10 protein-coding genes are annotated in these 13,455 nt (G+C 61.1%); 2 read left to right on the forward strand and 8 right to left on the reverse strand.

Annotation, left to right across the window (positions count from 1 at the left end; all coding sequences use genetic code 11):
- Positions 1-2: 2 nt before the first annotated feature.
- The 8 genes from D1159_RS02750 to fabG all read right to left on the reverse strand — a co-directional run bounded on the left by D1159_RS02750 (position 3) and on the right by fabG (position 11,096).
- Positions 3-2,246 carry a DNA gyrase subunit A gene (locus tag D1159_RS02750; protein ID WP_161844169.1) on the reverse strand — a complete coding sequence of 748 codons (2,244 nt, stop codon included), beginning with the start codon at positions 2,244-2,246 and terminating at the stop codon, positions 3-5.
- 545 nt (positions 2,247-2,791) lie between these two features.
- Complete coding sequence (locus D1159_RS02755; RefSeq protein WP_161844170.1) at positions 2,792-4,774, reverse strand: toprim domain-containing protein; 1,983 nt, start codon at positions 4,772-4,774, stop codon at positions 2,792-2,794.
- Between the two features lie 307 nt (positions 4,775-5,081).
- Positions 5,082-5,783, reverse strand: coding sequence for an ABC transporter ATP-binding protein (locus D1159_RS02760; RefSeq protein WP_161844171.1), 702 nt, complete (start codon positions 5,781-5,783; stop codon positions 5,082-5,084).
- 5 nt (positions 5,784-5,788) lie between these two features.
- Complete coding sequence (locus D1159_RS02765) at positions 5,789-6,646, reverse strand: ABC transporter ATP-binding protein (RefSeq protein ID WP_161844172.1); 858 nt, start codon at positions 6,644-6,646, stop codon at positions 5,789-5,791.
- Positions 6,643-7,710, reverse strand: coding sequence for a branched-chain amino acid ABC transporter permease (locus D1159_RS02770; protein ID WP_161844173.1), 1,068 nt, complete (start codon positions 7,708-7,710; stop codon positions 6,643-6,645). The genes D1159_RS02765 and D1159_RS02770 overlap by 4 nt, the downstream gene beginning before the upstream one ends.
- 9 nt (positions 7,711-7,719) lie before the next feature.
- Entirely contained in the window at positions 7,720-8,595 is an 876-nt protein-coding gene (locus D1159_RS02775; protein WP_161844182.1) for a branched-chain amino acid ABC transporter permease, read from the reverse strand.
- Positions 8,596-9,018: 423 nt separating this feature from the next.
- Positions 9,019-10,224 (reverse strand): ABC transporter substrate-binding protein, encoded by a 1,206-nt coding sequence (locus D1159_RS02780; RefSeq protein WP_161844174.1) that lies wholly within the window; start codon positions 10,222-10,224, stop codon positions 9,019-9,021.
- Between the two features lie 131 nt (positions 10,225-10,355).
- Positions 10,356-11,096 (reverse strand): 3-oxoacyl-ACP reductase FabG, encoded by a 741-nt coding sequence (gene fabG, locus D1159_RS02785; RefSeq protein ID WP_161844175.1) that lies wholly within the window; start codon positions 11,094-11,096, stop codon positions 10,356-10,358.
- A 141-nt stretch (positions 11,097-11,237) separates the two neighbouring features.
- Here fabG and D1159_RS02790 point away from each other — a divergent pair, with 141 nt between their 5' ends.
- Both D1159_RS02790 and D1159_RS02795 read left to right on the forward strand, forming a co-directional pair.
- On the forward strand, positions 11,238-12,122 hold the full coding sequence (locus D1159_RS02790) for an aldose 1-epimerase family protein (protein ID WP_161844176.1): 885 nt from the start codon (positions 11,238-11,240) through the stop codon (positions 12,120-12,122).
- A 40-nt stretch (positions 12,123-12,162) separates the two neighbouring features.
- On the forward strand, positions 12,163-13,455 hold a 1,293-nt coding region (locus D1159_RS02795; protein ID WP_243152073.1), incomplete at its 3' end, for a CAP domain-containing protein.

A 13,455-nucleotide genomic window follows, 5' to 3' on the forward strand; every position in this document is an offset into this window, starting at 1 on the left:
GGTTACAGCAGTGAAAGCTGCTCCTCTCCCCGGTCGGCTTCCTTCAGAAGCATTCCGGCGGCGGGCAGGGCCTTGGCCCGGTAGCGGGCGGCGTTGATAATCGCGGTCTGGGCCAGGGGAAGCGCCTGCTCCAGTACATATTTTGGCTTCAATGTCATGACCGCCGCGCCCTGGGTGGACCGGGTTGACTTGGGAGCCAGGGCGGCGGTATGGAATACTACGCACCGGCCCTCGCTGGACACAAGGGCCAGCTCCAGCTCCTCCTGAATCAGCAGGGCCGCGGCCAGGGGGGATTTGTCGGAATAGGCGCCGGTAAGCCGCCGCCGGCGGGTCTGGGTTTTGTACGCGGCCAGCTCCACCCGTGCGGCTTTGCCGTTGCGGAAGAAAAAGAGCACATGGCCGCTGTAGTCCCCGGTCACGCAGGCCCACAGCAGGGTCTCTCCAGGGTCCATCCCCAGGCGGGTGGGGAGATATTCCCCCAATACGCTGGCCTTGGTGTCGGCAAAGTCGCTGAGGCGGGCCTTGTAGCACTGCTGCCGGTCAGTAAAGACCAGCAGCTCGTCCTGGTTGTTGGCCTCCCACTGCTGGGCGGGGCCGTCTCCCTCCTTGTACTTCTGCTCCCCGCTCATGCGCAGGGACTGAGGCGTGATTTTCTTGAAGTAACCCTCTCGGGAGAGGAAAGCATGGACGGGATAGCGGGGGATTTCGCTGTCCTGGCTGTCGGGGGCGGCGGTCTGGTAGTCATAGACAATCTCCGTGCGGCGGGGCAGGGCATATTTTTTCTTTACCGCCTGAAGCTCGGAGATGATAACTTTTTTGATGCGGGCGGGGCTGTCCACCAGATCCCGCAGGTCGCGGATCTCCTCCTCCAGAGAGGCGGTCTCCGCCACCCGCTTCAAAATATACTCCTGGTTGATGTTGCGCAGCCGGATGTCCGCCACATATTCCGCCTGCACTTGGTCGATGCCAAAGCCGATCATCAGGTTGGGGACCACTTCCGCGTCCTCCTGGGTGCCCCGGATGATCTGGATGGCCCGGTCAATGTCCAGCAGGATTTTCTTCAGGCCCTGGAGCAGGTGGAGCTTTTCCTCCTTCTTCTTCATGTCGAAGTAGACACGCCGCTTTACGCAGCCGGTGCGCCAGGCGGTCCACTCTTCGAGAATTTTGCCCACCCCCATGACCTGCGGCATTCCGGCGATGAGGATGTTGAAGTTGCAGGAGTAGGCGTCCTGGAGGGGGGTGGAGCGGAAGAGCCGGGCCATGAGTTTGTCCGGGTCGGCCCCCCGCTTCAGATCAATGGTGAGCTTGAGGCCGTTGAGATCGGTCTCGTCGCGCATATCGGCAATCTCTTTCACCTTGCCGGTCTTGATCAGGTCGGCCACCTTGTCCATAATGGCCTCCACCGAGGTGGAGTAGGGGATCTCGTAGATCTCCACCAGGTGCTCCTGCTTGAGATAGCGCCACCGGGCCCGCACCTGGAAGGAGCCCCGGCCAGTGGCGTAGATGTGGCGCAGGGCGGCCTCGTCGTATAAAATCTCCCCGCCGGTGGGGAAGTCAGGGGCCTTTAGAATAGACAGCAGATCAGTCTCCGGCTTTTTCAGGTAGGCAATTGTGGCGTCGCATACCTCGCCCAGATTAAAGCCGCACAGATTGGAGGCCATGCCCACGGCGATGCCCTGGTTGGCGCTGACCAGCACATTAGGGAAGGTGGTGGGCAGCAGGGCAGGCTCCTTCATGGAGCCGTCGTAGTTGTCCACAAAGTCCACCGCGTCCTGGTCAATGTCCCGGAAGAGCTCGCCGCAGATGGAGTCCAGCCGGACCTCTGTATACCGGCTGGCCGCCCAGGCCATGTCCCGGGAGTAGACCTTGCCGAAGTTGCCCTTGGAGTCCACCAGGGGGTGGAGCAGGGCGCCGTATCCCCGGCTGAGGCGCACCATGGTATCGTAGATGGCGGTGTCGCCGTGGGGATTGAGCTTCATGGTCTGGCCCACTACGTTGGCGGACTTGGTGCGGGAGCCCCCCAGCAGCTTCATCTGGTACATGGTATACAAGAGCTTGCGGTGGCTGGGCTTGAAGCCGTCGATCTCCGGAATGGCCCGGGAGACAATCACGCTCATGGCGTAGGGCATGTAGTTGAGTTCCAGCGTCTGGGTGATGGGCTGCTCCAGCACCTCCGCCCGAAGACCCATAACGTTGGGATTGTTGACCTTTTTGCCCCCCTCCTGGGGGGGCTTCTTTTTCGCCATTGGCAATCATCCTTACTTTTTACTTTGAAAAATAGGGCGCCCTCCGGGGGCGGCCCTGCGCGGGCGGCGACCGGGGCCCTTTCCCGAAAGGGCCCCGGAACCCCAAAGGGCTCAAGGGGGGTCAACCCCCTTGAGAATCCCCCATGACGATAGGCCCACCTGGCGCACCGCGCCGGATATCTGCCATGCCGATGTGCCAGTCTGGCAGACAACGCGGTTCCACCTGGGGTTTTACAGGAGACGTTACAATAGAAGCGCCGGGCCTCCCTGGTCGGCCTGGGGGCGAGTACACTGCCAGCCGTTCCACCGGGCCGACCAGGGAGGCCCGGCACATGAAACCTGGTCTGGCGGGAGACTTACGCAGGGAGCACCTGTCCTGAACAGCTCTCAGGACGCTGAGGCAGTGATGGCGGCGCGGTGCGCCGCCGGGGTCCCCGCGCTGGGGGAGTCCAGAGGGGGGATCCTCCCCCCTCTGGCCCTTTGGGTCCAGGGCCCTTTCGGGAAAGAGTCCTGGCGCCGCCCGCGCAGGGCCGCTCCCCCGGACACTACGAAATATCCGCCAAATCCAGATATTTATACCCGTCCTCCGCGATATGTTCCTTTCTGCCCTGAAGATTATCCCCCAGAAGCAGATCAAAAATAGCGGCGGTGCGCTGCACATCCTCCGGCATGACTTTGATAAGGCGGCGGGTGTCCGGATTCATGGTGGTGAGCCACATCATGTCCGGCTCGTTCTCGCCCAGGCCCTTGGAGCGCTGTATGTTGCATTTTTTCCCCGCCAGCTTGGCGGTGATGTCCTGCTTTTCCCGCTCGCTGTAGGCGAACCAGGTCTTGTCCTTGCAGGTAATCTCGTACAGAGGGGATTCGGCGATATAGACGTAGCCCCGCTGGATGAGGGTGGGCACCAGGCGGTAGAGCATGGTGAGAATCAAAGTGCGGATCTGGAAGCCGTCCACGTCGGCGTCGGTACAGATGACGACTTTGTTCCACCGCAGGTTCATCAGGTCAAAGGAGGAAATATCCTTGGCGTGCCGGTCCTCCACCTCGCACCCGCAGCCCAGGACCTTCAGAAGGTCGGTGATGATCTCGCTTTTGAAGATCTTGGCGTAGTCGGCCTTGAGGCAGTTGAGAATTTTCCCCCGCACCGGCATGATGCCCTGGAACTCGGCGTCCCGGGACAGCTTCACCGCGCCCATGGCGGAGTCGCCCTCTACGATATACAGCTCCCGCCGCTCGGTGTCCTTGGTGCGGCAGTCCACGAACTTCTGCACCCGGTTGGCGATGTCCACGCTGCCGGAGAGCTTTTTCTTGATGTTGAGCCGGGCTTTCTCCGCGCTCTCCCGGCTGCGCTTGTTGATGAGCACCTGCTCGGCAATCTTCTCCGCGTCCAGGGGGGTCTCGATGAAGTAGACCTCCAGCTGGGCTTTGAGAAAGTCGGTCATAGCTTCCTGGACAAATTTGTTATTGATGGCCTTCTTGGTCTGGTTCTCATAAGAGGTCTGAGTGGAGAAATTATTGCTCACCAGCACCAGACAGTCCTCAATATCCGCCCAGGTGATCTTGCTCTCGCCCTTTTGATATTTGTTTTGCTGGCGCAGGTAGCTGTCAATGCCGGAGACGAAGGCGCTCTTCACGGCCTTTTCCGGCGCGCCCCCGTGTTCCAGCCAGGAGGAGTTGTGGTAGTGCTCGATCTGGTTGACCGTGTTGGAAAAGCAGAAGGACAGGCTGAGCTTTACCTTGTATTTCGGCTTGTCCGCCCGATCCCGGCCCCGGCGCTCGGTCTGCCAGAACACGGGGGAGGTGAGGGACTGCTCCCCCGCCAGCTCATTTACATAGTCGATGATGCCGCGCTCATAGCGGAATTCCGTGATCTCAAAGGCCCCGTCCACCTGGTTGCGGAAGCGGAAGGTAATGCCCGCGTTGACCACGGCCTGGCGCTTCATTATATCCAGGTAGTATCCGGCGGGGATGTCGATGTCGGTAAAGACCTCCAGGTCGGGCTTCCAGCGGAAGAGGGAGCCGGTCTTCTTGGGGGAGGCGGGCTCCTTGGTCAGGCCGCCCACATTCTCCCCCTTCTCAAAGTGGAGGGAGTAGCGCAGGCCGTCCCGGTGGATAACCGCGTCGAAATACTCGCTGGCGTACTGGGTGGCGCAGGAGCCCAGGCCGTTGAGGCCCAAAGAGTACTCGTAGTTGTCCCCGTCCCCGCCGTACTTGCCCCCGGCGTACAGCTCACAGAACACCAGCTCCCAGTTGTACCGCTGCTCCTTCTCGTTCCAGTCCACGGGGCAGCCCCGGCCGAAGTCCTCCACCTCGATGGAGTGGTCGGCATAGCGGGTGACAGTGATGAGGGAGCCGTGTCCCTCACGGGCCTCGTCGATGGCGTTGGACAGAATCTCAAAGACGGCGTGCTCACAGCCGTCCAGCCCGTCAGAGCCGAAAATAACGCCGGGCCGCTTGCGCACCCGGTCCGCCCCCTTCAGGGCGGAGATGGAGTCGTTGTCATAGGATTTTGGCGTGGTCTTTGCCATGGGCGTCTCCTCACTGTAATCAAAACATTTTATATCGCGGGCAAGAGATCCGGTAATTGAAACGCGGTATTTGCTGTGGTTCCACTTTGTTGATTATATCATACCCATTTTCAAGGAAAGTGTCAAGAAACGCAAATCCGCCGGTGATGAACACAGGTTCTAAGATAACACAGACGGCCCAGTATAGGCAAGCAGTAATTCAATATGCCCGGCCCGCTGGGCTGAGAGCGGGAGAAAATCCTGTGAATACGGTAAAAAGCAGACACCCGGAACCCATCGGATTCCAGGTGCCGGCGTGTCCTTGCTGCTATCCGCCCAGGTAGGCTTTTTTTACGGCCTCGTCCTCCAGAAGCTGGGCGCCGGTGCCGGTGGTGACGATTTTTCCCGTCTCCAGCACATAGCCCCTGTGGGCCACGGAGAGGGCCATTTGAGCGTTCTGCTCCACCAGCAAAATAGTGGTGCCGGCGCGGTTGAGCTCCTTGATGATGTCAAAGATCTGCTCCACCAAAATAGGAGCCAGACCCATGGAGGGCTCATCCAGCATGAGCAGCTTGGGCTTGGACATGAGGGCGCGGCCCATGGCCAGCATCTGCTGCTCGCCGCCGGAGAGGGTACCGGCCACCTGCCGGCGGCGCTCCTTCAGGCGGGGGAAGCGCTGGTACACGTCCTCCAGGCCGGGGTAAATCTCGCTGTTGGGGCGGGTGAACGCCCCCATCTCCAGGTTTTCCTCCACCGTCATCTGGAGGAAGACCCGCCGTCCCTCCGGCACGTGGGCCAGGCCGAGGGAGACGACCTTGTGGGGAGGAATACCGGCCAGGCTCTTGTCCATAAAGCGGATGGATCCGGTGTGGGAGTGGAGCAGGCCGGAGACAGTCTGGAGGGTGGTGGACTTGCCTGCGCCGTTGGCGCCGATGAGGGTGACAATCTCCCCTTCGTTTACCTCAAAGGAGATATCCTTGATGGCGTGAATGGCGCCGTAATAGACATTGATGTGTTCAACCTTCAGCATTGGTCTCAGCCCTCCTTCTTCTGGGAGCCCAGATAGGCCTCGATCACCCGGGGGTTATTCTGAATGTCTTCCGGCGTGCCCTTGGCGATGATTTTGCCGAAATTGAGCACGCAGATGCCCTCACAGATGCCCATGACCAGGTTCATGTCGTGCTCGATGAGCATAATGGCAATGTGGAAGGTGTCCCGGATTTTCAGGATATTTTCCATCAAATCCGCGGTTTCCGAGGGGTTCATACCGGCGGCGGGCTCATCCAGCAGGAGCAGAGAGGGGTTAGTGGCCAGCGCGCGGACAATCTCCAGCCGGCGCTGGGCGCCGTAGGGCAGGCTGCCAGCCTGGTGATTGGCCAGATCCTCCATATCAAAGATGTGCAGCAGCTCCATGGCGCTCTCATGGGCCAGCTTCTCCTTCTTCCAGTAGCCCGGCAGGCGGAACACCCCGTTCCACATGGGGTAGCGGATCTGGTTGTGCAGTCCGATTTTTACGTTGTCCTCCACGCTGAGCTTGTCGAACAGACGGATATTCTGGAAGGTGCGGGCGATGCCCGCCCGGTTGACCTGGGTGATGCTCATATTGTGGGTGTCCTTGCCGTCCAGGAGGATGGTGCCCCGGGTGGGCTGATAGACCTTGGTGAGCAGATTGAACACGGTGGTTTTGCCCGCGCCGTTGGGCCCGATAAGCCCGGCGATCTCGGTGCGGCCGATGGCCATGTCGAACTCGTCCACGGCGGTGAGGCCGCCGAAGTCAATGCCCAGGTTGCGGCATTCTAGGATGGGCCGCTTGTCCACGTCCCGCTCCGGCACCATGTTGACGCTGGGCACGGGGACCAGACGGGTGGGCTTGCGCTGTTCCATGCGGCTCATGCCTGCTTCACTCCTTTCTTGGCGGGGGCCTTTTTCAGGCCGAGGCGGGAGAAGAAGTCCCGGATGGTAGGATTATTGGTGGCCAGCATCACCAGGATAAGAACCACGGCATAGACCAGCATACGGTAGTCGTTTACCGCCCGCAGCAGCTCCGGCAGGACGGTGAGCAGGGCGGCGGCGATGATGGAGCCCCGGATATTGCCCATGCCTCCCAGCACCACAAACACCAGCACCAGAATGGAGGTGTTGAAGTCAAACTTCTTGGCCGCCACAGAGGAGTAGTTCATGGCGTAGAGGGCGCCGGCGGCCCCCGCCAGCACGGCGGAGGTGACAAAGGCCATAAGCTTGTACTTGGTGGCCCCGATGCCCACGCTCTCCGCGGCGATGCGGTTGTCCCGCAGGGCCAGAATGGCCCGGCCCGCCCGGCTGTTCACCAGGTTGAGCACCACGGTGATGGCGATGAGCACCAGAATAAATCCCGCGGTAAAGGTTGCCAGCTTCACGTTGGCGGTGACCCCCATCGGGCCCTTCAGAATGGCTTTGCCGCCGCTCTCCAGGGCAAGAGCGGCCTCGTTTTTTGTGGAGAAGTGCAGGCCGCTGCCGTCCACACCCACATAGAGGATGTTGATGATGTTCTTGATAATCTCGCCAAAGGCCAGCGTGACAATGGCCAGATAGTCCCCCCGCAGGCGGAGCACCGGCACACCCACAATGAATCCGGCCACGCCGGCGAAGAGGGCGCCCACCACCATGGCCACCACCAGCCGGAGGGCTGGGGAGGGGATGGCGTTTTGCAGGGACATGGCGGCGATGACGCCGGAGAAAGCGCCCACGCTCATAAATCCGGCGTGGCCCAGAGAGAGCTCGCCAGAGATGCCTACCACCAGATTGAGAGAGATGGCCATGACCACATAGGCGCAGATGGGCACCAGCTGTCCTTCCAGCGAGGGGGAGACCATTCCCTGGCCCCGGAGGACCTGGAGGATAATAAAGGCGGCGGCCACCATGCCGTAGGTGATGGAATTGTTCACCAGCCGCTTGCGGCCGGGGGATAGTTTTTTCATCTCTGCCACCTACACTTTCTCTCGGATGGTCTTGCCCAGCAGGCCGGAGGGCTTGACCAGCAGCACAATAATGAGCACGGCGAAGACAATGGCATCGGACAGGGCGGTGGAGATATACGCCTTGGCGAAGATCTCAATAATGCCCAGCAGAATCCCCCCCAGCATGGCGCCGGGGATGGAGCCGATGCCCCCGAAGACAGCGGCGGTAAAGGCCTTGATGCCGGGCAGTGAGCCGGTGGTGGGCATTAAGGTAGGGTAGGCGGAGCACAGGAGCACGCCGGCGACGGCCGCTAAGGCGGATCCGATGGCAAAGGTCATGGAGATGGTGCGGTTTACGTCGATACCCATGAGCATGGCCGCGCCCTTGTCCTCCGAGCAGGCCCGCATGGCCTTGCCCATCTTGGTCCGGCTGGTGAAAAAGGTGAGGGCCAGCATAATCACCACACAGGCCGCCACCGTCACCAGGGCCACATGGGTAATGCTCAGCTCCCCGATTTTGAACGAGCCCGTGCCCACTACGGAGGGGAAGATCTTGGTGTCGGACTTCCACAGGAGCAGGGCGCTGTTCTGGAGGAAATAGCTCACGCCGATGGCGGTGATGAGCACCGCCAGGGAGGGAGCGGCCCGCAGGGGTTTATAGGCCAGACGCTCAATAATCACGCCCAGCACGGTACACACCGCCATGGCCAGCAGCACCGCCACAATAGGGTGCAGCTTGTACTGACCCATGGCGAAGAAGCAGACGTAGGCGCCCACCATGATTACGTCGCCGTGGGCAAAATTAAGCATCTTGGCAATTCCGTAGACCATGGTATAGCCCAGGGCGATGATGGCATAAATACTGCCTAGGCTGATGCCTTTGATCAGGTTATTGAGGATACCCAGGAGAATACCCAAACCGACCACCTCTTTCTCGTTTTTCTCATTCTCTCAATTTCAAAATAGGCGCGAAAACGCCAAAATGGGACGGTATGGCAGAGACCTTTGCACCCGTTTAAAAAATGGATGCAGACGTTTCTGCCATACAGGGGGAATGCGCTGCCGCGCCGCATAAAAATAGGGGAAAGAGAGGGCTGCTGTACAGCAACCCTCTCAGCGTGCCAAAAACATGAAATCTGAAGGGCCCCGGAGGGAGGGATAGTGTGAAAGGGAACCGTCAGGGTTCCCTTTCGCGTCCAGGCAAACCAGTTTTCAGAACTTTTTGAAGTTCTGAAAACTGCTCTCAGCCTGGCGAAAAACACGTTTCGCCAGGCTGAGAGAGGGCTGCTGTACAGCAACCCTCTCTGGGGTTCCATGAAGGTGAAAAGATTACTGGGTGACGTAATTGCCGTCCTGGACGGAGACCACCACGGGGGCCTTGGAGACCTCGCCGTTGGTGCTCCAGCTCATGCCGGAACCGGTGAGGCCGTCCACGCTGAAGCTGCCGCTGGTAAAGGTGGCGATCATGGCCTGGCAGATGGCGGCGTTGTCCATATCGCTGGTGAGATTGGCGGCCTGGGCGGCGGCGTAGATGGCGTACATGCAGTCATAGCCGTCGGCGGCAAACTGGTTGGGCAGGGTGCCGTAGGCCGCCTGATAGGCGGAGACGAAGTTCACGGTGCGCTCATCCTCGCCCCAGGCGTTGAAGGGGGTCATGAGCATCAGGCCCTCGGCCAGGGAGGTGTCAAAGCCCTCCATGTCCAGAATGCCGTCCATGCCGTCGCAGCCGAAGAAGGTGGGGGCAAAGCCCATGGTCTTGGCCTGGTTGAGGATCAGGGAAGCGGGGGTGTAGTAGATGGGCATGAACACCAGATCCGCGCCGGCGTCCTTCAAGGCGTTGAGCTGGACGGTAAAGTCGGTGTTGGTGTCCTCGGGGAAGGTCTGAACGCTGACGACAGACAGGCCGATGGAGTCCGCCTGGGCCTGGAAGGCGTTGTAGATGCCGGTGGAGTAGGCGTCGCCGTTGTTGTAGATGACGCCGATCTGGCTGCCCAGGTTGTTATCCTTGATGTAGTTGGCGGCGGTGGTGCCCTGGTTGGGATCGGTGAAGCAGACCTGGAACACGTTGTCCTTGCCGCTGGTCACATCGGTGGAAGAGGCGGAGGGGGTGAGCTGGAAATACCGGTCGCTGAAGGTCTCAGCCGCCACGGCCACGCAGGGGGTGGTGGTGGTGCAGCCGTAGATGACCTGGACGTTGCTGCCCTTCAGGGTGTTGTAGGCGTTGACGGACTTCTCCGCATCGCCCTCGTCATCCTGGAAGTTCAGCTCCAGCTGGAGGCCGCCCAAGGCGTTGATCTCCTGCACGGCGATCTCGGCGCCCTGCTTGGTGGCCAGGCCGTACACGGCGGCGGAGCCGGTCAGGGGGCCGATGCCGCCGATCTTCAGGGTAGTGATGGCCTCTCCGCTGCCGCCGGCGGGGGCGCCGGAGGGCTGGGAAGCAGAGGGCTGGGCGGCAGTACCGCCGCCGCAGCTGGTGAGCAGAGCGGCGCTCATGGCAGCGGCCATAGTAAGAGACAAAATACGGGATTGTTTCATTTCATTGAACCTCCTTGTGAGTTGTTGACATTATACGCCCCGAAACAAAAAGTTGTCAACCTGTTAAATTTCACAAGGTAGCGAGAGCTGTTTTTTCAATTCATGGCAGTAAAGCACAAAATCACAGGGGTTCAGATCAGAATACCGCCGTTGGGGCTGATCACCTGGCCGGTGAGAAAGCGTCCCCCCTCCGAGGCCAGGAAGAAGACGCTCTCCGCCGCGTCCTCCGGCCGGCCAATGGTCTCCAGAGGGGTGTCCATCCGAAGGGCCTCCAGATCGTCCGGGGTGAGATTGTGATTCATTTCTGTGTCAATCACCCCGGGAGCCACACAATTTACCGTAATTCCAGAGGGCCCCACTTCTTTGGCCAGGGCTTTGGTCAGGCCGATGACCGCCGCTTTCGCCGCGGAGTAGGCCACCTCGCAGGAGCCGCCGGTGAGTCCCCAGATAGAGGACATGGTGATAATGCGCCCCTGCTTCCGGTGGATGAAATGGGGCAGCACCGCCCGGCAGCAGCGGAACACCCCGTCCACGTTGACCTGGAAGCAGCTGTGCCAATCCTCGTCGGTGATGTCGGTAAAAAGCTGCTGTTTGGCGGCGCCGGCATTGCATACCAGTATGTCAAGTTGACAAAATTTATCCAACACATTGTCAACCATTTGATTGACCTGCCCTGTGTCTCCTACGTCGCCCTGGAAGAGCGCCGCGTCGGCCCCCATGGCGCGCAGCTCCTCCGCCAGGGCGTGGGCCGCTTCCTGGGAGCGGTTGTAGTTAATGGCCACCCGGTCCCCCGCCCGGGCAAAACGGCGGGCGCAGGCCGCTCCAATCCCCCGGCTGGCCCCTGTAATAAGTACGGTGCGCGGCTGTTCCACAGAAAATCCCCTCCTCATGTCAAGTCCTTTGATTATAAGGGGAGGGGGAGAAATTTGCAAGGGTTACTTGTTCTTTGAAACGGACAGGGGTATAATAAAAAAGCACCGAAAGATTCCAGAAAAGGAAATGGGGTGTTGACTGTGGAATATGAGATGAGACAGGGGAGCCTCGGGATCCGGGTGTCGGACCGGGGGGCGGAGCTGTGCAGCCTGACCGCCTGGGGGCGGGAGTGGATGTGGCAGGGGGATCCCGCCGTGTGGGGCCGCCATGCCCCCACCTGCTTTCCCTGGTGCGGCCGGCTGAAGGACGGCTGGTTCGAGCAGGACGGGCGGCGGTATGAAAACGGCGCCCACGGCTTTGCCCGGGACCGGGTCCATACCCTTGTCGAGCAGGGGGAAAACCGGCTGGTTTTCCGGCTGGACGCGGACGGAGATACCCTGGCCCGCTATCCCTGGCGCTTCCGGCTGGACACCTGTTATACGGTGAGGGAGGACAGCCTGCGCGTGACCTACCAGGTGGAGAACCGGGACAGCCGGCCCATGCCCTTCCAGGTGGGCTTTCACCACGCCTTTGCCCTCCCCCTGGCGGCAGGAGCGGCCACCCAGGACCATGTGATCCGCTTCGAGCGGGCCGAGACGCCGGAGGAGATTGTCACCGGGCCGGAGGGACTGGTCAGCGGGAAGCGGCCCCGGTTTACCGGCGAGACGGAGATCGAGCTCACGGATACCCTCTTCGACCAAGACTCTATCTGCCTGACCAGCCTGCGCTCCCGATGGGTGGAGGTGGCGCTGAAGGGGGGAGGGCCTGCTCTGCGCCTGGGGATGGAAGGCTTTCCCTACGTGCTGCTCTGGTCCAAGCCGGGGCCCATGCGCTTTGTGTGTATCGAGCCGTGGTACGGCCTGCCGGACCGCCTGGATGGGGATCACAACCTGTTCCGCCGGCCGGCCATCCAGGTACTCCAGCCGGGGGAGACCTTTTCCTGTACCCAAACCACCGCCCTGCTGGGGGGCGGAGCAGAGGGATAAGTTAGAATCTGGATTCATTTGGAAAGGAGTATTTTGTAGAATGAGGAAACAATTCAGAAAGAAGCTGCTGGCGCTGGGATTGGCGGCGGGACTTGCCCTGTCCGGCGCGCCGGCCGCCGCCGCCGGACAGCAGGCCACGGCCTACTCCAACGGCTCCAAGGTGCTGGTGGACGGATCCGCTGTCAACTTTGACGCCTATACCCTCTTCGAAGGCAGCAAGGGCACCAATTACTTCAAGCTGCGGGACATCGCCCAGGCGCTGCGGGGCACCCCCGCCCAGTTTGATGTGACCTGGGACAAAAATTTGGGGGCCATCAATATTACCACCGGCAAGCCCTACACCACCACTGGTGGGGAGCTGGCCCCGCCCTCCGGCCAGAGCCGTCAGGCCACCATAAACAGCGCCCCCATTTACATCAACGGAACCAAGAGCCAGCTGGGAGCCTACACTATCAACCAGAATACCTACTTCAAGCTCCGGGACCTGGGGGACGCCCTGGGCTTTGAGGTCACCTGGGATCAGAGCAGCCAGACCATCGGCATTCAAAGTGACGCAAAGGCAGAGCCCTCCGTTCCCCCGACGCCAACCCCAACGCCTACACCCGCCCCGTCCGCCCAGACCCAGGCCGATGAGATTGTCCGCTTGGTGAACGAGGAGCGGGCCAAAGCGGGGCTGCCAGCCCTGTCCACTTACGATCCCCTGACCCAGGCGGCCCAGCTGCGGGCCACGGAGCTGCCGGGGCTGTTCTCCCACACGCGCCCGGATGGGAGCCAGTGCTTTACCGCCCTGGACGCGTTCGGCATCAAGGGGTACTACACTGCCGGTGAGAATATCGCCGCCGGGTCCAGCACCGCGGCGGGAACCATGGACCAGTGGATGAATTCTTCCGGCCACAAGGCCAATATCCTCAACAAGGACTTTACCCACATCGGCGTGGGCTATATAAAGGCCCCCGGCGGCTATGGCCACTACTGGGTGCAGATGTTCCTGGGGTCCAACAGCCTGCCTGCCGGCGGGCAGAATCCCACTCCTACGCCTACTCCTACACCCACACCCACACCCACTCCTACGCCTGCCCCCACACCTGCGCCCAGCCAGTCCGCAGAGGAGCTGACCGCGGAGGTGGTCCGTCTGGTAAATGAGGAGCGGGCCAAAGCGGGGCTGCCAGCCCTGTCCACCTACGATCCCCTGACCCAGGCGGCCCAGCTGCGGGCCACGGAGCTGCCGGGGCTGTTCTCCCACACGCGCCCGGATGGGAGCGACTGCTTTACCGCCTTGGAGGCGTTCAACGTTCAGTCCTACTATACCGCCGGTGAGAACATCGCCGCCGGG

It is taken from the genome of Pseudoflavonifractor sp. 524-17 (assembly GCF_009935845.1).
GTDB lineage: Bacteria > Bacillota > Clostridia > Oscillospirales > Oscillospiraceae > Pseudoflavonifractor_A.

What these genes read in the sequence shown, in the direction of transcription:
- D1159_RS02755 (WP_161844170.1), bottom strand. Translation starts at nt 4,774, where the DNA reads ATGGCAAAGACCACGCCAAAATCCTATGACAACGACTCCATCTCCGCC.
- D1159_RS02770 (WP_161844173.1), bottom strand. Translation starts at nt 7,710, where the DNA reads ATGAAAAAACTATCCCCCGGCCGCAAGCGGCTGGTGAACAATTCCATC.
- D1159_RS02780 (WP_161844174.1), bottom strand. Translation starts at nt 10,224, where the DNA reads ATGAAACAATCCCGTATTTTGTCTCTTACTATGGCCGCTGCCATGAGC.
- D1159_RS02750 (WP_161844169.1), bottom strand. Translation starts at nt 2,246, where the DNA reads ATGGCGAAAAAGAAGCCCCCCCAGGAGGGGGGCAAAAAGGTCAACAAT.
- D1159_RS02765 (WP_161844172.1), bottom strand. Translation starts at nt 6,646, where the DNA reads ATGAGCCGCATGGAACAGCGCAAGCCCACCCGTCTGGTCCCCGTGCCC.
- D1159_RS02760 (WP_161844171.1), bottom strand. Translation starts at nt 5,783, where the DNA reads ATGCTGAAGGTTGAACACATCAATGTCTATTACGGCGCCATTCACGCC.